13 protein-coding genes, 1 pseudogene and 1 other annotated feature are annotated in these 17,649 nt (G+C 66.5%); of the genes and pseudogenes, 6 read left to right on the top strand and 8 right to left on the bottom strand.

The features are described 5' to 3' along the window. Nucleotides 1-12 precede the first annotated feature (12 nt). The gene (gene phnX / locus ACSQ4M_RS26485) at nt 13-873 is read left to right on the top strand and encodes a phosphonoacetaldehyde hydrolase (RefSeq protein ID WP_436192377.1); all 861 of its coding nucleotides are present in this window, start codon (nt 13-15) and stop codon (nt 871-873) included. A 58-nt stretch (nt 874-931) separates the two neighbouring features. Here the strand turns inward: phnX and ACSQ4M_RS26480 are convergent, their stop codons facing one another. Both ACSQ4M_RS26480 and ACSQ4M_RS26475 read right to left on the bottom strand, forming a co-directional pair. Continuing rightward, nucleotides 932-3,457, bottom strand: coding sequence for a mechanosensitive ion channel domain-containing protein (locus ACSQ4M_RS26480; RefSeq protein ID WP_436192376.1), 2,526 nt, complete (start codon nt 3,455-3,457; stop codon nt 932-934). A 74-nt stretch (nt 3,458-3,531) separates the two neighbouring features. Further along, on the bottom strand, nt 3,532-3,966 hold the full coding sequence (locus ACSQ4M_RS26475) for a PACE efflux transporter (protein WP_436192375.1): 435 nt from the start codon (nt 3,964-3,966) through the stop codon (nt 3,532-3,534). Nucleotides 3,967-4,039: 73 nt separating this feature from the next. On the opposite strand from ACSQ4M_RS26475, the gene ACSQ4M_RS26470 reads away from it, so the two are divergent. Beyond that, nucleotides 4,040-4,930 carry a LysR family transcriptional regulator gene (locus ACSQ4M_RS26470; protein WP_436192374.1) on the top strand — a complete coding sequence of 297 codons (891 nt, stop codon included), beginning with the start codon at nt 4,040-4,042 and terminating at the stop codon, nt 4,928-4,930. Nucleotides 4,931-5,324: 394 nt separating this feature from the next. On the opposite strand, the gene ACSQ4M_RS26465 is transcribed toward ACSQ4M_RS26470, so the two are convergent. The 6 genes and pseudogenes from ACSQ4M_RS26465 to ACSQ4M_RS26440 all read right to left on the bottom strand — a co-directional run bounded on the left by ACSQ4M_RS26465 (nt 5,325) and on the right by ACSQ4M_RS26440 (nt 10,872). Next, the gene (locus ACSQ4M_RS26465; RefSeq protein WP_436192373.1) at nt 5,325-5,942 is read right to left on the bottom strand and encodes a hypothetical protein; all 618 of its coding nucleotides are present in this window, start codon (nt 5,940-5,942) and stop codon (nt 5,325-5,327) included. A 241-nt stretch (nt 5,943-6,183) separates the two neighbouring features. Continuing rightward, nucleotides 6,184-6,882 carry a hypothetical protein gene (locus ACSQ4M_RS26460; protein ID WP_436192372.1) on the bottom strand — a complete coding sequence of 233 codons (699 nt, stop codon included), beginning with the start codon at nt 6,880-6,882 and terminating at the stop codon, nt 6,184-6,186. 271 nt (nt 6,883-7,153) lie between these two features. Next, a complete protein-coding gene (locus ACSQ4M_RS26455) occupies nt 7,154-7,813 on the bottom strand; it encodes a hypothetical protein (RefSeq protein WP_436192371.1) in 660 nt (219 codons plus the stop codon). Between the two features lie 112 nt (nt 7,814-7,925). Then, a protein-coding gene (locus ACSQ4M_RS26450) for an IS3 family transposase (RefSeq protein WP_157086564.1) occupies nt 7,926-9,151 on the bottom strand; the annotation gives its coding sequence in 2 pieces (ribosomal slippage) (nt 7,926-8,863 and nt 8,863-9,151; 1,227 coding nt in all). Continuing rightward, nucleotides 8,757-8,873, bottom strand: a sequence feature (AL1L pseudoknot). It overlaps the preceding gene by 117 nt. Further along, nucleotides 9,078-9,764: a hypothetical protein gene (locus ACSQ4M_RS26445; protein ID WP_436192370.1), complete on the bottom strand. Its 687-nt coding sequence runs from the start codon at nt 9,762-9,764 to the stop codon at nt 9,078-9,080. Before ACSQ4M_RS26445 ends, ACSQ4M_RS26450 begins: the two co-directional genes overlap by 74 nt. A gap of 170 nt (nt 9,765-9,934) precedes the next feature. Continuing rightward, nucleotides 9,935-10,872: pseudogene (locus tag ACSQ4M_RS26440) on the bottom strand (restriction endonuclease). 770 nt (nt 10,873-11,642) lie between these two features. Between ACSQ4M_RS26440 and ACSQ4M_RS26435 the strand changes: the two are divergent. The 4 genes from ACSQ4M_RS26435 to ACSQ4M_RS26420 all read left to right on the top strand — a co-directional run bounded on the left by ACSQ4M_RS26435 (nt 11,643) and on the right by ACSQ4M_RS26420 (nt 17,309). Then, a complete protein-coding gene (locus ACSQ4M_RS26435) occupies nt 11,643-14,042 on the top strand; it encodes a S8 family serine peptidase (protein WP_436192369.1) in 2,400 nt (799 codons plus the stop codon). Nucleotides 14,043-14,086: 44 nt separating this feature from the next. After that, the gene (locus ACSQ4M_RS26430) at nt 14,087-14,659 is read left to right on the top strand and encodes a PEP-CTERM sorting domain-containing protein (RefSeq protein WP_436192368.1); all 573 of its coding nucleotides are present in this window, start codon (nt 14,087-14,089) and stop codon (nt 14,657-14,659) included. A gap of 168 nt (nt 14,660-14,827) precedes the next feature. After that, the gene (locus ACSQ4M_RS26425; RefSeq protein WP_436192367.1) at nt 14,828-15,853 is read left to right on the top strand and encodes an extracellular catalytic domain type 2 short-chain-length polyhydroxyalkanoate depolymerase; all 1,026 of its coding nucleotides are present in this window, start codon (nt 14,828-14,830) and stop codon (nt 15,851-15,853) included. 337 nt (nt 15,854-16,190) lie between these two features. Then, nucleotides 16,191-17,309, top strand: a complete 1,119-nt coding sequence (locus ACSQ4M_RS26420) for an alpha/beta fold hydrolase (protein ID WP_436192366.1) — start codon at nt 16,191-16,193, stop codon at nt 17,307-17,309. Nucleotides 17,310-17,649 lie beyond the last annotated feature (340 nt).

Raw genomic sequence — 17,649 nt, 5'->3', positions numbered from 1 at the left:
AGAGACAAGACCATGCCAACGACCGCCCCCGCACCCGCACCCACACCCACACCCGTCTCCACCGCCCGCGACCGCCTGAGCGCCGTGGTGTTCGACTGGGCCGGCACCATCCTGGACTTCGGCTCCTGCGCGCCCATGGGCGCCTTCGTGCGCCTGTTCGATCAGTTCGGCATCACCATCAGCATCGCGCAGGCGCGCGGCCCCATGGGCCTGGCCAAGTGGGACCACATCCAGGCCCTCACGCGCCTGCCCGAGGTCGCCGCGCAGTGGGAAGCCCAATACGGCCAGCTGCCCACCGACGCCGATGTCGACCGCCTGTACGAGGTCTTCACGCCGCTCAACGCCGCCGTGGTGCCCGACTTTGCCGCCTTCATCCCCGGCGCGCTCCAGGCGGTGGCCGCGGTGCGCGCGCGCGGCCTCAAGGTCGGCTCCACCACGGGCTACAACCGGCCCATCATGGAAGTGGTGACGGCCATCGCGGCCAAGGGCGGCTACGTGCCCGACAACCTGGTCTGCGCTGGCGACCAGGCCACCGGCCGGCCCACGCCGCTCATGATGTGGCGCTGCTTTGCCGACCTGGGCATCTGCTGGCCCGCCACCGTGGTCAAGGTGGACGATACCGAGTTCGGCCTGGAGGAGGGCCTGAACGCCGGTACCTGGGCCGTGGGCGTGGCCGTGAGCGGCAACGCCATGGGCCTGCCGCTGGCCGACTGGCAGGCGCTGTCGCCGGCCGAGCAGGGCATCCGCCGGGCGGAGGCCGTGGCCAGGCTGCGCGGCGCTGGTGCGCACTACGTGATCGACTCCGTGGCCGATCTGCCGCCCGTGCTCGACGCCATCGCCGAGCGGCTGGCGCGCGGCGAGCAGCCGCGCTGAGCACGCGGCCGGTGTGCCCCCGCGTGCCGCGCCGCGGTGGCGCGGCCCTGGAAGCTGGCTAGACCGGGCCCGCGCCAGGCGCGGCACCCGGCACGCTGTCTGCCGTGGCCGGCGCAGCGCCCAGCAGCCGCACCTCGCGCTGCGGGAACGGAATCGCCACACCCGCCGCCTCCAGCGCGGCCAGCACGCGCACCAGCACCGCGCTGCGCACCATCACCCAGTCGTTCACGTCGCGCGTCCACATCCGCAGCGAGCAGTTGAGCGCGCTGTCGCCGTAGCCCGTCATCACGGCCACCGGTGCGGGCTCTGACGCCACGCCCGGCGTGCCGCGTGCCGTCTCCACCAGCAGGGCCAGCACCTGGGCGGGGTCGGCGCCATAGGCCACGCCCACCGGCACCTCGATGCGGCGGCTGCGGTCGAACAGCGTCCAGTTCACGAGGTTGCCGCCCAGCAGCAGGCCGTTGGGCATCACCACGTCGGCGCCCTCGAAGGTGCGGATGGTGGTGGCGCGCAGCCCGATCTCGCGCACCGAGCCCGAGATGCCGGCCGCGTCCACGATGTCGCCGGGCTGGATCGGCCGCTCGAACATCAGCACCAGGCCCGACACGAAATGGTTGACCACGTTCTGCAGCCCGAAGCCGATGCCCACGCCCAGCGCGCCGAACACCAGCGTGAGCTGGCTGACCTTGAAGCCCGCGGCCGACAGCGCCACCAGAAAGCCCAGCACCAGCACGCCGTAGTAGCTCAGCGTGGCGATGCTGTTGCCCACGCCGCGCGGCAGCCGCGCGTGTTCGTGCAGCTCCTCGCGCAGCAGCCCGCGCACGCCGCGCGCGGCCCACCAGGCCAGCCACACGGCCAGCGCGAAGACCAGCACGTCGCCCAGGTTGATGGAGACCTCGCCCACCTCCACGCCGATGTCCAGCACCGCCGCCCCGATCTGCTGCGCCGGCCGCAGCACGCGCAGCCGCTCCATGGTGTAGGCCAGCCAGCCCAGCGCGGCGGCCAGCAGCAGCACGCGGCGGCAGGCCGCCAGCAACTGCGGCGCATGCTGCTGCACCGCGCGCCGGCGCGCGAACTCGGGCTGGCGCAGCAGCGCCTGCACCAGGCCCAGGCTGGCCGCCACGGCGGCGTAGAGCATCAGCGCGAAGTAGCCGCTGTCGATCACGCCGCTGGTCAGCGTCTCGGCCAGCGTGACATTGCCGCCGATGTTGCAGGCCGCCGAGATGCCCAGCAGCACCAGCACCACCCAGCCGGCCCGGTGTCCGGCCTGGCGCAGCTGCGCACTCCGCGCATGGGGCGCATCCGGCGCACCGGGCGCCGCGGCCATGCGGGCGATGGCGCGCTGCATCTGCCAGGTCAGCCCCAGCGCCAGCAGCGTCAGCGCCAGCAGGTAGAGCCGGTACACGCCGGGGCTGGCCGACAGCACGCCGCCCACGCGGTCGGCCAGGTACAGGCCGATGGCCACGGAGGGCCAACTGCCCAGCGCCTGCAGCACGCCGGACGGCAGCAGCCGCAGTACCGGCACCAGGGCGATGAGCAGGGCGGCCTCGGCCACCAGCAGCGGTGCATCGGGCTCCAGCACCAGCACCGCCAGCATGGACAGCAGCAGCCAGGTGGAGAAGGGCCGGCGCAGCGCGCGCTCCACATGGTGGTCGCCCGGGTGCGCGGTGGGGCGGCTGCGCCAGGTCAGCCACAGCACCAGCGGCAGCAGCAACAGCTCGAGCAGGCGCAGCGCCTGCACGTTGCTGCTGCCGTCGGCCTGGTAGTCCTCGGCAAAGCGGGTCTCGATGCCCAGGCTGCGCTCCGCCTGGTCCAGGGCCTGGCCCGGCGTGCCCAGCGCGGGCCACTGCGCCCACAGCGGCGGCACGTCGCGCCGCAGCAGCCGGCGGTCGATCTCGTCGATGGCCGCCTCGGTGGCGGCGCTGCCGGCCTGGATGCGCGCCTTGAGTTCGCTGGCGCGCTGGTGCAGCGCCACCTGCTGGTCCAGCGCGGAGGAGAGCGCGGCCTCGGTCGCGTCGACCGCGTCCAGCATGCCCTGCACGCGCGCGGCCAGCACGGCCGGCAGGTTGTCGAGCAGGCCCTCGGCCCGCGTGGCGGCCCAGGCCATGCGGCGCTGCGCCAGTTGGGCCAGCTGCTCGCCGTAGGGCGCCAGGCTGCGCTGGGCGCGCGCCTGCCAGGCGTCGAAGCGGCGTTCGTCGAAGCGCCAGTGCCGGCCCAGGCTCTCCAGCCGCATCACGGGCAGGTCGGCCATGGCCACGCCGCCGCCGGCGCGCTGCTTGCCGTCCACGGCCGCGGCGATGCGTTCGAGATCCCGCGCCAGAGCGGGCGTTGGGTCGGGCGCGGCCAGCAGCTGGCGCGCGCGGTCGACCAGGCCCTGGTCTTCGTCGGCGCGGGCCAGGATGGCGCCCACCGGGATCGGCGCCACGCCGGCCGCCGCAGGCGCCACCGGCGCGGAGGCCGCAGGCAGTGCCTGGGCGGCGGCGGACCAGGGCACCAGCCACGCGGCCAGCCACAGCAGGCCGCACAGCAGCCGGGCGCGGGAGCCCGCGAACGAGGGGAGGGGGGCGCGGGTGGAAGTGGGCATGGGCGGCCCGCAGTATGCGTTGGCCGCGTGCCGCGCCGGTGGCCGCCGCGCCCGGGCGGCAGGCGCGGCCCGTGTCAGGCCGGCTGTGCCGCGGCCGCAGAGGCTGGCAGGCCAAACACGCGGTCGAAGCCCCAGTTGAAGACGAAGGTGTAGACGAGGAAGAACAGCAGCAGGGCGGCGTCGTAGAGGAAGGCCTCCCACAGGCCCACGCCCAGGTACCAGGCGAACACCGGCACCAGGATGAAGGCCAGCCCGCCCTCGAAGCCCAGGGCATGGGCGATGCGGCGCTTGAGCGAGCGCCCGCGCACGGCCTGGCGCTTCTCCCAGGCCTCGAACAGCGTGTTGAACACCAGGTTCCAGGCGATGGCGATGGCCGAGGCGATGGTGGCCAGCACCGTGGACTGGCCCGCGCCCGCCCCGGACATGGCGGCCAGCCCCACGCTGGCGCACAGGATGGCGATCCCTTCGTAGAGGGTGACGTAGACGATCTTGCGTTGAATGCCTTGCATGGCCGCGACTGTATGAGCGTCGCGCTGAAAGAAAAAGTCAACTCATGTCAGCGCAGCTGATAGATTGCAGCCCATGCTGTTCACTTCCGACAACGTGCTGCTGTTCCTGGCCGTGCTCGACCAGGGTTCGTTCTCCGCCGCCGCACGGTCGCTGGGCCGCGTGCCCTCGGCCGTCAGCATGGCGATCGCCAACCTGGAGGCCGAGCTGGCCATCGGGCTGTTCGACCGCAGCGGCCGCGAGCCCCGGCCCACGGCGGCCGCACGCGCGCTGGAGCCGCAGGCCCGGCAGATCGCGCAGCAGCTGCGCGCACTGGACGCGCATGCGCTGGCCCTCACGCAGGGGCTGGAGGAGCGGCTCACGCTGGCCATCACGCCCGAGCTGCTGTCGTCTCGCTGGACCGGCCCGCTCGCGCAGCTGGCGGCCGAGCACCCGCTGCTGGACGTGGAGGTGCTGGTCTCGCCCCAGGCCGACGCGCTGGCCATGCTGCACACGGGCCGCGCGCAGCTGGCCCTGGTGTTCGAGCGCCCGCGGCTGGACGGGCGCGAGGCCTTCCGCCAGGTCGGCAACGAGACGCTGCTGGCCGTGGTGGCGCCCGGCCATGCGCTGCTGCAGGAGGCCGGTCAGCCGGGCGGCCTGGGCGCGCTGCAGCTGGCCAACACGCGCCAGATCGTGATCGCGGGCCGCGACGGCGGCGTGGCCGACCCGCGCGTGGTGTTCGGCCGCCACGTGTGGCACACCGACAGCCCCGAGGCCGCGATGGGCCTGCTGGAAGCCGGCCTGGGCTGGGGCTGGCTGCCGACCAGCCTGGTGCAGGAGCGGCTGGACCGCGGGAGGCTGGTGGCGTTGCCGCTCAAGACGCTGGACAACGGGATGGCGCTCTGCGTGGACGTGGTGTGGTCACGGGAGAGGCCGTTGGGGTTGGGGGGGAGGGCGTTGGTGGAGGGGATGGCGCGGGCGAGGTGATGCAATACCTTGTGGCGTTACGTTTACTGGCTCAAAGGCAGCGGCATAGCTGCTTACGCGGTGCGACTACGAAGCAGCTTGGATCGAAGGGTTCAGCCATGCATAGTGATGACAACGTAAAAAATTGACGACGTGATGGCCCAAGCAAGCTGCTGCAACATCCTGTTCTTCAAGACTGCAGTTGTCATTTGCTTCGAGCATGGCGGCGTGACAGTCTTATATTGGTTGCCCAAGTTGATCTCCAACCCCCGCAGGTCTACTAAATGCCAACAGGCAGAATGGCGCAGTTAACAAATGTAGATTGTGGGAGGGGCCAGATTTTAAATAAGAGCCCAAATATTGGTGGATAAATTTACAACTCGCCGACTTAAATGAAGAAAATCAGGATGGGCGGCTATGGAGATTTTGGAAAGCGCTTGTCTACAAGGTCCAGCACGTTCGCCAGCATCTTTAGCTCCGCAATCTGTGTTTTTGTTCGAAGTCGAACGGTTACTGCGTTGATGATAAATCCGACCGTGATTGCTGACCCAACATATTTCACCAAATCATCGTTGAAGTAAAAAATAACTGCCGATGCGGCTGTAAGTACAGTGGCAAAGACAGGATAGAAGTCTGCCCTATCGGTTAGGCTTTCTGCTCGATTTTTTGCGCTCAAAGAAATAATCTGAAGATACCTTTGATTTTTAGCTCGATCTTCGCTCGAAAGAGGATTGTCAAACTTGTCTTGAACAGAGTCGTCAGGAGAATTGTTGCTGTTTTTGGTAGCGATCTCGTATGTCGGATTCCGCTGTAGGGTGGCTAATTTCAAGATTTCATCGACCACGTGCTCGTTGTTTACAAGGTCGTTTGAAACCGCTTTGGCCACATCCCAAGTGCTGAAAGGATGGGCTTGGCGAACCCAGCGCGAAGCCCTCGAAAAAATGTCGGAAGTTGAGATTTTATTCTTGATAAGAGATAAAATTTCCTGCGCAATTTTCTGGTGTTCTGTTTCTTGGGGATCGTCTTTTTTCATGTGAATTTTTTGCTGTTTGAGTTTAAATGCGCTTCTGATTGCGTGGTGTTGATCGCCATCGGTGGTGCCGGAGATCCGATTTGGCAGCCCATTTCAAGACCACAAGACCTTGAAAATTCGGCTCATCAATAAATTTTAAATTTGCATCCCTCCTTGAAGAAGGATATTGACGTTATGCCTCACGCATAAATTCTTCGGTGCCGAAGGCGTCCGCGCAAGTGAGGGATGGTAGTTCAAGAGATCAAAGAATGAATGTCTTGACGTTAACATCCCCGCCCGCAGTTTTTCGTTTCCCGTCTAAGTCGGCCTTCAAGCCTGGCGAGTTCGTTATGAGACCGTCCGGGTCATAGACGACACACCAGAGTTTATTGCATTCAGGATGCTTCCTGTAGTGTTCGATGTCGATAATGAGTTCGTCGCCCACTCGCTTTGCATGTGCACGATCTCTAACGATTTTTGTCTCTATCACCAGCTGATGTGCGGGCAAAAGGAAGTCCATGCGTGTGCTTGATCCGGCATAGCTGGGTGTGAATTCTTCCGGGCGGATATCACTAATCCAGGGACGCAGCAGAGCGTGCAAGAGATCTTGCACGTCGTACTCACTGCCAAAGTACAGCGGCTGGGATCCCTTCCGACGGTGTGTCAACGGATGCATAGCCCGCCGCAGCCCTCGAACTACGACTTCAAGAAGTTCCTCGACATTACTGGGCTTCGCTGGCTGCGGTGCAACGGTGGTCGCGCGCAATGGGCGTTCCCTATCTTCCGGCGTGTTGCCTTGAGGAAGCACGCGACCAAATCGAAAGTATCGAAGGCCGTTTTCTTCCAGCACGGCGTCGACTCGCGCGCGCTTTGTTCTCCAGTCGGGTAGGTACTCCGGATCCTTCGGCGGAAGATCCATGAACTCTTCGAGAAGATTTCCGAGCAACGTAAGGCTGTCCACGTTCTGGTCTTGGCCACAACGGAACAACCAGCTCTTCCACTTTGAGCCGTGAGAGAGGTTCGGTGGTTCGCCGGTTGCGCCCGAAGATATAAAGAGCTCTTCGAGAGACGCGTGTGAGCCGGTGCTCGCGAGCACCTCTCCAACAACCGCGCAGAGAGACTTTGATAGCCGCATCAGGACTTTCTATGGTGCACAACGTTTGAAGTGAGAGGCATGACACGGCTTGACGAGGTGTGTCCTCTCGATGGAAGGGGAGGACCCCGTGTGCGAACTACTCCCCTTTTGATGGCGTTTCTGTTGTCGCTCTCTTTCCAAGCTTTCCGGCCTGAGAGAAGCCTTCCTTGGCGACTTCGACAAACTTGTCTTTTAATTCCGGGATTACGGTAATTGCCTTTTGAAAGGCTTGGGAGCTCACCAATTCATGCCATGGGCTTCCATGGTCTGTGCTGCCCACAAGTCGTAACGGGGCTTCCTCTAAGCGAGTAAGAGCCGACGCGAAAAGACGCGCCTCGAACGCCTCATCAATGCGCGCGGCTTCGCGCTTATATCCCTCATACGCTTTTGCGACTGACGCTTTGAATCCGTAGTCTTCAGCTAGCTTGAAGCGTTGGCCGATCTGCTTCGTTGCCAGCCAAGCAAACCACAACGGCGCACCGACGCTGAGTGCAGAGAGAGCGATATGCATCCAGATAACGCCCCAGTGAGGTTCCTTTTCTGCAATCACAGTTGATAGCAGTTCTACGCGATGAGACCCGAGGTAGGCGCCAATCGCCAGCGCGCTAAGCAAGCCGAATACCCAAACCCACATTGACCAACCGAGTCGCGTGGCGCGTTGATCAAACGCCGCTGCAAGACCCTTCGTGGTGGTAATTCGATAGGCTTCTTCGCATTGCTGAACTAGCTTGTCAGCCTCTACTTGTCGACTATTCATCTGCGTTACCGCCGAAACCGCATCCTTGTGTCGTTCGTCAATTTTTCCGTAAAGCTCGGCAGATTCGGTTGATTGAACCGCCCCGGAATTCGCGGAGGCCCGTTGGCTTGAGTCAGGCCGACATGGCCTGCTGCTCAAGAGTTCGATAGTAGTTGGCCTCGAACTCGGCCGGTGGCACGTACCCGATGGGTTCGAGCAGGCGCTGGTGGTTGAACCAGGCCACCCATTGCAGCGTCGCCAGCTCTACCGATTCCTTGGTCTTCCACGCACTGCGCCGATGGATGACTTCGGCCTTGTACAGCCCATTGATGGTCTCGGCCAGCGCGTTGTCGTAGGAGTCGCCCTTGCTGCCCACGGAGGGCTCGATGCCGGCCTCGGCAAGCCGTTCGGTGTAGCGGATGCTGACGTACTGCGATCCGCGGTCGGAGTGGCACACAAGGGCATCTTCGCGCTGCGGACGACGGTCGTACAGCGCCTGCTCCAGTGCGCCCAACACGAAGTCCGTCCGCATGGAGCTGCTCGTGCGCCAGCCCACGATGCGCCGCGCAAACACGTCCACGACGAAGGCCACGTACAGCCAGCCTTGCCAGGTGGACACGTACGTGAAGTCCGACACCCAAAGCTGGTTGGGCCGCTGCGCGTTGAACTGGCGATTGACCCGGTCCAGCGGGCAAGGCGCTTTGGCGTCGCTGATCGTGGTGCGTGCGGCCTTGCCACGCATCACGCCGCGCAGACCCATGTGGCGCATGAGTCGTTCCACGGTGCAGCGGGCCACCGTGACGCCCTCGCGCTGCAACTGGTGCCAGACCTTGTCGGCGCCGTAGACCCGCAGGTTCGATTGCCACACGCGCTCGATCTGCGGCATCAGCACCGCATCGCGTTTCGCGCGGGCGCACAGCAGCTCGGGGTGGCGCTGGCGGGCCGCATGGCGCCGGTACGCCGACGGGGCGACCTGCAGTGCCCTGCAGATCGGCTCGACCCCGTGCGCGGCGCGATGCGCGTCGATGAACGCCTTCACGACTTCAGCCGGCGGTCGAGCTCCGCCTGGGCGAAAAACGCGCTGGCCAGCTTCAGGATCTCGTTGGCCTTGCGCAGCTCGCGGTTCTCCCTTTCAAGCTCCTTCATGCGCTGCGTCTGCGTCGTGGTCACGCCCTCGCGCTGGCCCGTGTCACGCTCTTGTTGGCGCACCCAGTTCAGCAGCGTCTGCGGCGTGCTGCCGATCTTGCCGGCAATCGACACCACCGCCGCCCACTGCGACTCGTACTCACCGCGGTGCTCGAACACCATGCGCACGGCGCGCTCGCGTACCTCGGGCGAAAACTTCACTGACTTCCTCATGGCTCCATCCTCTCAAAAGTTGGAGCCTCCTCAAAATACGGGGCGGTTCAGATAGACGATTAATTGTGTTTCGCGCCTCTTTGAGACTTTGCATATCTGTTGGGAGAGATTCAGCCGCGTCGGTCGCATCCTGGATCTGCCTAATCTGTTCTTGCAGGCGATCCTTGTTAGGCACCAATTCGTCGATGTCGGCTTGAATTCCTCTTAAGCGGCGCGCCATAGGAGCGGGCATCGCTTTGTTGTCTTGCAGTGTTTGCCAACCAAATATCGGGTCTAAGAGATCGGACAGCCAATTCAAGGTCTCTGTGAGAGCTTGTAGGGCCTGATGAGCGTTGCCATTAAATAAGTGCGGAACTGTCGTCGGATGCAGAAGTTGGAGCCTGCGAGGAGCGTCTTGCAGACGCGCTGACAGTTTGGCATCTACCTCATTGACATTAGCCAAACGAATCTTGGAGGCCAGTTCCGCCGGCTTGGCGGAGATATCGTGTCTTGTGATAGCCGGGTGGTGCCAGCCGTAGACTTCTGCGAGTGTTCTGTCATCTGTCCACGATTTCAGAATCAAACTCGAAAGCGCGTCGAGTGACTCGCAAACGTCATCAAGTACCTCGTGCATGCGGCATCGCTCCGATTGTTGTGGGCCTGTAGTCAGGCGCCCACGTTATATATGGATTGTCTGCGAATTCTGCTCGAAAATTGAGCATGCGCCGCAACGTTGGCCCAGCTCAGCAATGTCCGCTTGGCCGAGGGCGGAAGGAAAAACTTCACGAAAAAGCGCCTCCGTACTTAATCGCCCAAACTCTGCGGCCATTCGATTTCCCGCGTTCCGCGGCATCCGGTCGAGTACGCCGGGCACCCCCAAAAATCTTTTCCAGCTGCCGCGCCCTTTTTCGCGACCCGCCGAACCATAGGTTTTGAACATCGCGGGCAGGTGGGCTCGGTAGCAGACTCCATAGACGCGCGGAGTCGCTTGTGGCTCGTCGCCTGCGCTTGCTGTAGGTCCGCGGCGGCCGGGTGAGGAACACCGGGTTTACCTGTGGGGGATTTGGCCGCTTGCGCACTGCGGCCTTCACGCAGCAATTGCGTCAATGCCAGCCCGTCGAGCAGTTGGATGTTTCGTCCCTCCGCAAACGTTCGAGCGTCTCCCGTGAACCGTCCGGACGTGACCAAAAAGCCACCGGCCACCCCCTCCGCCGCCATGACCCCGTACAACTCACGGACCGTGGCCACACCCACCTTGAACGCCTTCCACAGCTTGCACTGCACGAAGAACTTCTCCCCGCCCTTGGTCAGCACGAGGTCCACGCCACCATCCGCTCCACCGCCTCCCGTCTCGCGCACGCCGTACCCGCGCCGCTTGAAACCTTCGCCGACCAGCATCTCGAATTCCTGCCATGACATGCCGTGCAGTGCATCAGCGCCAGATACTTGGGAGGTCGTGTCGAACAGCGCCTTGCGCTTGCGCCGACGCATGAACGATGCCAGGGCGCCCAGCAGGCAAACGAAGGGAATGAGGTACTGGCCGTGGCGAGGCCCTGAATGAGCATGGAGGGAAGGGCGTCGCTGAGCTGCTTGCCTGTTTGCACGGAAGGTAAGGGGCGGGTGGCAACGGCATGCAGCACCCTGTACGCTACGGCCGCCAGCGCCACGCCATCCCACCAGGGCAGCAGCGCCACGAGGTCCATCAGATCGTCGGCCGTGCTGGATCTGCGCCGTCTTCCCATCGTCTCCCTCTCGTACAGAATGTCGATTCAGAAACCTTCTGAAACAATCCTAAGAGGGATTTGCGCAGGCGTTGAAACTCAGCCGCGCGCGTTTTCCATCAATTGGTGGAGAGGGCGCTTGCCAGCGTGTCAACCGTGTTGCGTGGCGCAGGCGGTCCTGAGACGCCACGCCGCACCCGACGTGCCGACGGGTGCCGGTCTGCCCAGCTGCGCGATTTTTGAACGTCAAAGCGCGCTCTTTCGACCGTCTTGCAGACAGTTGCAACGGTGGCTTGGCGGCGTGTCGCGCGCCTGCGTTCGGGTGGCCGAACGCGACAGTGCCCGCCGTTCGGAAAACCGTCTGCAGCCCAGGCCCGTCGACGGCTGCCATCGAACCGCCGGCCTGAGCCTCCCCCGACAGGCCAAGTCTTTCGACACCGCGTCTGCGGTCGCCAGGGTCCCTCTGGCCGTGCTCGTGCCGGCAGCCATCGGGCGCGCGCACGCAGCGGCCTTTCTCCAACGCGCGGCGGCCCGTGCAGACCGGTGGCATGCCACGCAAATCGAGCTCTTGCCGGTGGCACGGATCGTGCGCTGTAGACGGCGAGGGTCTTGTCCTCCAGAAGGGCTGCATGCGCGCACCGGCAGTGCGCGGCATGTCCGCTGCGTGTGGCAGCCCGCCAAGTCCAACGTCAATTGAGGGATCAGGGATGTACCAAGGAATCTGCAGCAATGGCACACGGCGCACAGCGCGCGCACGGCGCCCACGGCCCACCCAACCAGCACTGAAAAACATGCAGGTGCAACTGGCCTGCCTGTCACTGCTGGCCGTGATGGCCATGCCGGCCGGTGCCAACGAGTGGTCCTACCCGGGCGACCCCGGCTTCGTCGCACGCAGCGCGGCGGAAGTGCCCGGCGCCAAGGCCAGCTGGGAGACGCCCGAGTACGGCACCTACTTCGGCTCGCTGGGCGGTGGCACGGCCATCACTGCGCCGTGGCAGCTCGTCGCCGTCAACGCGTCCACGGCCTACGCGCTGGGCTACTTCGGCCAGGGCGTCACGCTGGGCATGATGGATTCGGGCTACCGCACGACGCACCAAGGCTTCCAGACGACCATGATCGCGCCGGTGCGCGCCGGCGGCGTCTACGCCACCTCGGGCTTCGGCTACCGCAGCACGCCCACGCCGGGCAACCCGTTCACGGCCGGTGAGGCCTTCGTGGTCGATGGCGATCAGGCGCGCACCAGCGACTACTCGCACGGCACCGGCATGCTAGGCGTGACCTCCGGCATCCGCGATGGCCTGGACCAGCACGGCATCGCCTTTGGCTCCAGGATGGTCGTGGCCAAGACCGGCGGCTCCGACACGCAGTCGCACGGCCCCTTCCACGACTACGTGTACTGGTACACGGCCAACAAGGCCCTGGTGGACGCTGGCGCCCAGGTGATCAACAGCAGCTGGGGCTCGTATGTCCAGACCTTGAACCGCACCCAGTTCGACGCGTCGGGCAACGATCTGGGCGCCAATGGCAACCTGGCCAATGCGTACCAGATCGCCGGCAAGGACAGCGCCAATCCCGCAGCGATGGCCAGCATGATCCCGAACGAGACCTTCAAGGATCTGGAGTACCAGTACTTCTTCACCAAGAAGACCTACTCGGCCGGCGGCATCCAGTACAACCCGGCCTACCCGGGGCGCTCGTTCATGGACGCCATCTGGGAGGCCATCAAGGTCACCGGCACGGTCAACGTGCGCTCGGCCGGCAACAACGACTGGAGCAACCCGTACTTCCGGCCCGCGTACCCGCTGTTCAACCCGCTGGCGGAGAACCAGTTCGTGGCCGTGGGCGGGGTGCAGCCGCCGACGGCAGCCAACCCGGAATACACCAAGCAGTTCGGCTACAACGAGGCGGGGCTGGCCAAGTGGTGGTCGGTGTCCACCCCGTCGAACAGCGTGCGCACCACGAGCAGCGCGGGCGACACCAACTACTCCAACTCCAGCGGCACCTCGCCGGCCACGCCGGTCGCCACCGCGGTGATGGGGGTGCTGCTGTCGCGCTTCCCGAACATGGATGCCAAGCAGGTCCGTGACGTGATGCTGACCACGGCCAACAACCGGATGTCGGACGGCACGCGCTTCCTGGGCACCGGCCAGACCTCGCCCACCGGCGCATCCATCGCTTGGACCGCACCCGACGGCCTGCCGGACGAGCGCTGGGGCTGGGGCATTCCCGATCTGGCCAAGGGCGTGCACGGGCCGCGCCAGTTCCTGAGCCCCATGGTCTACGCCATGAACAAGGCGCCGCTGGACGTCTGGTCCAACGACATCGGCCAGGTCGCGATCAAGCAGCGCGAGCAGGAAGACCGGCAATGGCTGGCCAGCTACAAGCAGCAGGGCATCGCGCTGGCCGGCCCCTTCAGCCCCAATGTGCTGAACCAGAACGGCACGCTGAGCCCGCAGGCCTTCATGGTCCAGGGCCTGCTGAACGACCCGGCCATCCAGGCCATCACCAACGGCCGTCCGGAGACCTACGACAAGATCCCCTATGCGAACGCGGTGGCTTGGCGCAAGGAATGGATGGACGCGCGCGCGGCCTCCATCCAGAGCAAGATCGACCGCGGCCAGTACACGGCCTCGCTGACGAAGTCGGGCAGCGGCACGCTGATCCTCACGGGCAACAACAGCTATGCGGGTGGCTCGACGGTGGCGGGCGGCAAGCTGTCGGTCGTCGGCACCAACGGCTCGGGCGTGACGGTCACCAGCGGTGGCACGCTGGGCGGCACGGGCACGGTGGCGGGCGCCATCGTCGTCATGAGCGGCGGCGTGCTGTCGCCGGGCGTCAGCGCGGCCGAGGCTACGGGCGTCACCGGCGTGGTGGCCGATGTGACGGTGGCCGCTGGCGACGTGCTGCGTGCCAGCACGGCCAAGATCGGCATGGGCGGCGCGTTCGCCGCCACGCTCAAAGGCGGTGGCGTGTCCTCGCGCCTGGTGGCCTCGGGCAGCGTGGCGCTCGGCGGCAGCCTGAGCCTGTCGGCGGCGGTGGCACCCAACCCGGGCGAGAGCTACACGCTGATCCAGGGCGCCAGCATCCTCGGCACCTTCGCAGGCTTGCCCGAGGGTGCGAGCTTCCAGTCGGGCGGACGGCAGTACCGCATCTCCTACCAGGGCGGCCGTGTGACGGTCACCGCGGTGTGATGGCAGCCCCCACGAGTTTTGTTTGTCTACTGAAGGAAATGAGCATGAAGAAAATCGGTTCGTCGATTGCAGGCATCGCGTTGGCCGCCACGGCGGTGTTTGCGGCGCCGGTGCAGGCCAACCTCGTCACCAACGGCGGGTTCGAGACCGGCGATTTCTCCGGCTGGGCGCAGACCGGTGAGTCCGACTTCAACGGCGTGCAGTGCGCCGGGCCCGGCGCCAGCGTGTATGCGGGCAACTGCAGCGCCTACTTCGGCCCCTTCCTGTCGCAGGGCGGGATCGCGCAGACCATCGATGTCGGCAGCATCGGCAAGATGTGGAGCCTGTCGTTCGCGTTCATGCCCGATGGCGGCATGCCGAGCAGCTTCACGGTCTCGTTCGGCGGCAAGACGCTGCTGTCGATCACCGATCCCGTGGCGAGCGACTACATGGTCTACCAGTTCAGTGGCTTCACCACGGCGGAGAACATGACGCTGAGCTTCGATTTCTTCGACCCGGTCGGCTTCCTGTCGCTGGATGCGGTCGAGGTGACGGCCGTGCCCGAGCCGGCGACGACCGCCTTGATGGGCGCGGCGCTGGCGGGCCTGCTGGTGATGCGCCGCCGCAAGGCGCGCTGAGGCGCTGCGGCGGCGACGGCGACGGCGACGGTGGCCCGACGGCGTGGCTTGCGGCCGCTGGCGGCGCAGCGCGGTGGGCCGTGGCGACGCGCGGCGACTGGATGCGGCCAGCGGCCACGGCACCGTATTTGCGTGTCCCATGGACTTCGCTCTCGCAGGAGAAGCTCCATGCACCATGCTCTGTACCGCGTTGCCCTGGTTGCGCTGTTGTGGGGCACCACGCTGGCCGGCGCGGCCGATCCGCTGCCGGCGCTGCGGGCCGACGACAGACGCACCACGGTGTCGGGCCTGTCCTCCGGCGGCTTCATGGCGGTGCAGTACGCGGTGGCCTTCTCGGCCAGCGTGCAAGGGGTGGGCGTGGTGGCAGGCGGCCCTTACCGCTGCGCCGTCACGGTGGGCGGCGATGTGCGGGGCTGCATGACGGGCTCGCCCTCGGCTGTGCGAAGCTGGGGGCTCGCGCAGACCTATGAGGCGCTCGACCAGATCGATCCTCTGGCGGGCGTTGCACGACAGCGCATCTACCTGTACAGCGGCACGCAGGACAAGACGGTGTCATCGGCCGTGGTGGCCGCCGCAGCCGGCTTCTACCGCGCCGCAGGAGTGCCGCCGCACCGGCTGCGGCTGGACGACAGAGTGCCGTCCGGCCATGCCTTCATCGTGCCGGGCGCCCGCAACGGCTGCGGCGACAACAACACGCCCTATGTCCAACAGTGCACGGTGGGCGGCAAGGCCTATGACCAGCCGCGCGAGATCCTGCGCCATCTGCTCGGCCCGCTGCAGCGGCCCGCCGTCGCGCTGTCGGCCACGGCGCGGCCGTTCGACCAACGGGAGTTCGCCAGCCAATCGTCGGGTCTGGGCGATACGGGTTTCGTCTACATTCCCGCGGCCTGCGCCGCAGATGGGCGCGGCTGCGCAGTGCATGTGGTGTTCCATGGCTGCATGCAGGGTGTTGGCGCCGTGGGCCGCACCGTGGTGGATGGCGGTGGCTTCAACCGCTGGGCCGACACCAACCGGCTGATCGTGCTGTATCCACAGGTGGCACGCAGCAGCGCGTCCCCGTTCAACCCCAAGGGCTGCTGGGATTGGTGGGGGCAACTGGGGCCTTACCTCTACACCGGGCCGGCCTACGCCTCGCGCAGCGGCTTGCAGCCATCGGCCGTGCGCAGGATGGTGCAGCGCCTGACGGACGGATAGGACGACGTCGTTCGGGGTACGGCTGCCGGTGCGAGGCCTTGCAGGTCGCAAGCCATGCGCGAGCCTGCATTGGCCTGGAGAAAGCGGCGGACTGCCGCAACACCAGAAGTTGCGCCCGTGAAGCGAGGAGATCGCTGCGCCTGGGCAAGGCGCTGGCCGACGTGCGGCCTCGGCGCTGGCCGCCAGCCACGGGGCGCGCCGGCCCGCGGCCGGCGGCATGCGGCGTCCCACGGCGCAAGGGTATGGCTGCCGGCGCCGGCGGCATGGCGGGGCTTCTACAACCGTGGTGGACGGGCCGCCTCTTGCCGGCCCGCCGGCATAACTCCAGGAGAAGACCATGCCCGAGACTCCGACTCCCATCACCCCGCCCGAAGCGGCCGACGCCGATCTCGCGGCGCAGGCCCGCCCGGGCTACGGCGTGCCGTCGCAAGACCCGCGGCCCGGTGCGCAGCAGCCGCTGCCGCCGGCCGAGGCCACGCGCGAGGCCGGCAGCGCGCTCGCGGCCGGTGGCGTGCTGGCCGGGGCCGCGGCGGGGGCCGCCGTCGGCGCGGTCGTGGGTGGTCCGGCCGGCGTGGTGGTGGGCGGCGCCATCGGCGGCATCGCCGGCGCGGTGGGCGGCGCGGCCACAGGCAAGGCCATGGCCGGCACGGGCGTGGGCCTGCACATCGAGGACAGCGGCGGCAACGGCCGCCCGGTGGTGCTGATCCACGGCTGGCCGCTGTCCGGCCAGGCCTGGCAGGCCCAGGTGCCGCTGCTGGCCGCGGCCGGCTACCGCGTCGTGGCCTACGACAGGCGCGGCTTCGGCCGCTCGGCCAAGCCCGCAGGCGGCTACGGCTACGACCAGCTCGCCGACGACCTGGCCCAGGTGCTGGACGAATGCGGCCTGCAGCAGGATGTGACGCTGGTCGGCTTCTCCATGGGCGGCGGCGAGGTGGCGCGCTACGTGGCGCGCCACGGCCAGGCACGCCTGCGCAGCGTGGTGTTCGCCGCGGCGGTGCCGCCCTTCATGATGCAGGGCCCCGACAACCCCGAGGGCCCGCTCACGCCCGAGAAGGCCAAGCAGATGAAGCAGAACCTGGAGCAGGACCGCGATGCCTTCTTCGAGCAGTTCACGCGCGATTTCTACTCGGCCAACGGGCAGCTGAAGGTCAGCGAGCAGCAGCGCGCCGAAGCCGTGGCGCTGTGCCGCCAATCCGACCAGCAGGCCGCGCTGGCCTGCATGGAATCGTTCGGCACCACCGACTTCCGCGACGACCTCGAGAAGCTCACGGTGCCCACGCTGGTGCTGCACGGCGATGCCGACGGCATCGTGCCTTTGGCGGGCTCGGGACTGCGCACGCACCGCGCCGTGCCGCACAGCAGGCTGGTGACGGTGCCCGGCGCGCCGCACGGGCTGAACACCTCGCATTCGCGCGAGTTCAACGACGCCTTGATCGCCTTCCTGCGCGAGGGCTGAGGAGGGGGCGGCACCGGGCTGGGGCGGGCCGGGCCCGAGCCGGTTCCGCCCTCGGCCGAGACGATCGCCCTGGCGACGGTGCGGCGCCTGTCCAGTCGCTGGCGCGTGCCGGGCGACAGCCCTTGAGCGGGGCTCCAGCAGGCCAATCTGGCAAGGACCGTGGGGCCATGGCCGCAGCTGGCGCCAAGGCCGTCTAGACTGCGCGCCCATGTCTTCCCGCCACCACGCCCGCCCGCAAGCCGACCGGCCTTGCCGTGCGCGCAGCGTGCTGGCCCGGTGCGCCGCTCCGCGCCGAACCGCCGGCCATTCCTGAGCCCGGCGGTCCGCACCAGAAGCACTT

This window comes from Pseudorhodoferax sp. LjRoot39 (genome assembly GCF_964253035.1).
In the GTDB taxonomy this organism is placed as follows: domain Bacteria; phylum Pseudomonadota; class Gammaproteobacteria; order Burkholderiales; family Burkholderiaceae_C; genus Pseudorhodoferax.
Note: the sequence above shows the minus strand (reverse complement) of the source record. Positions and strands in the feature narration are given on the sequence as shown.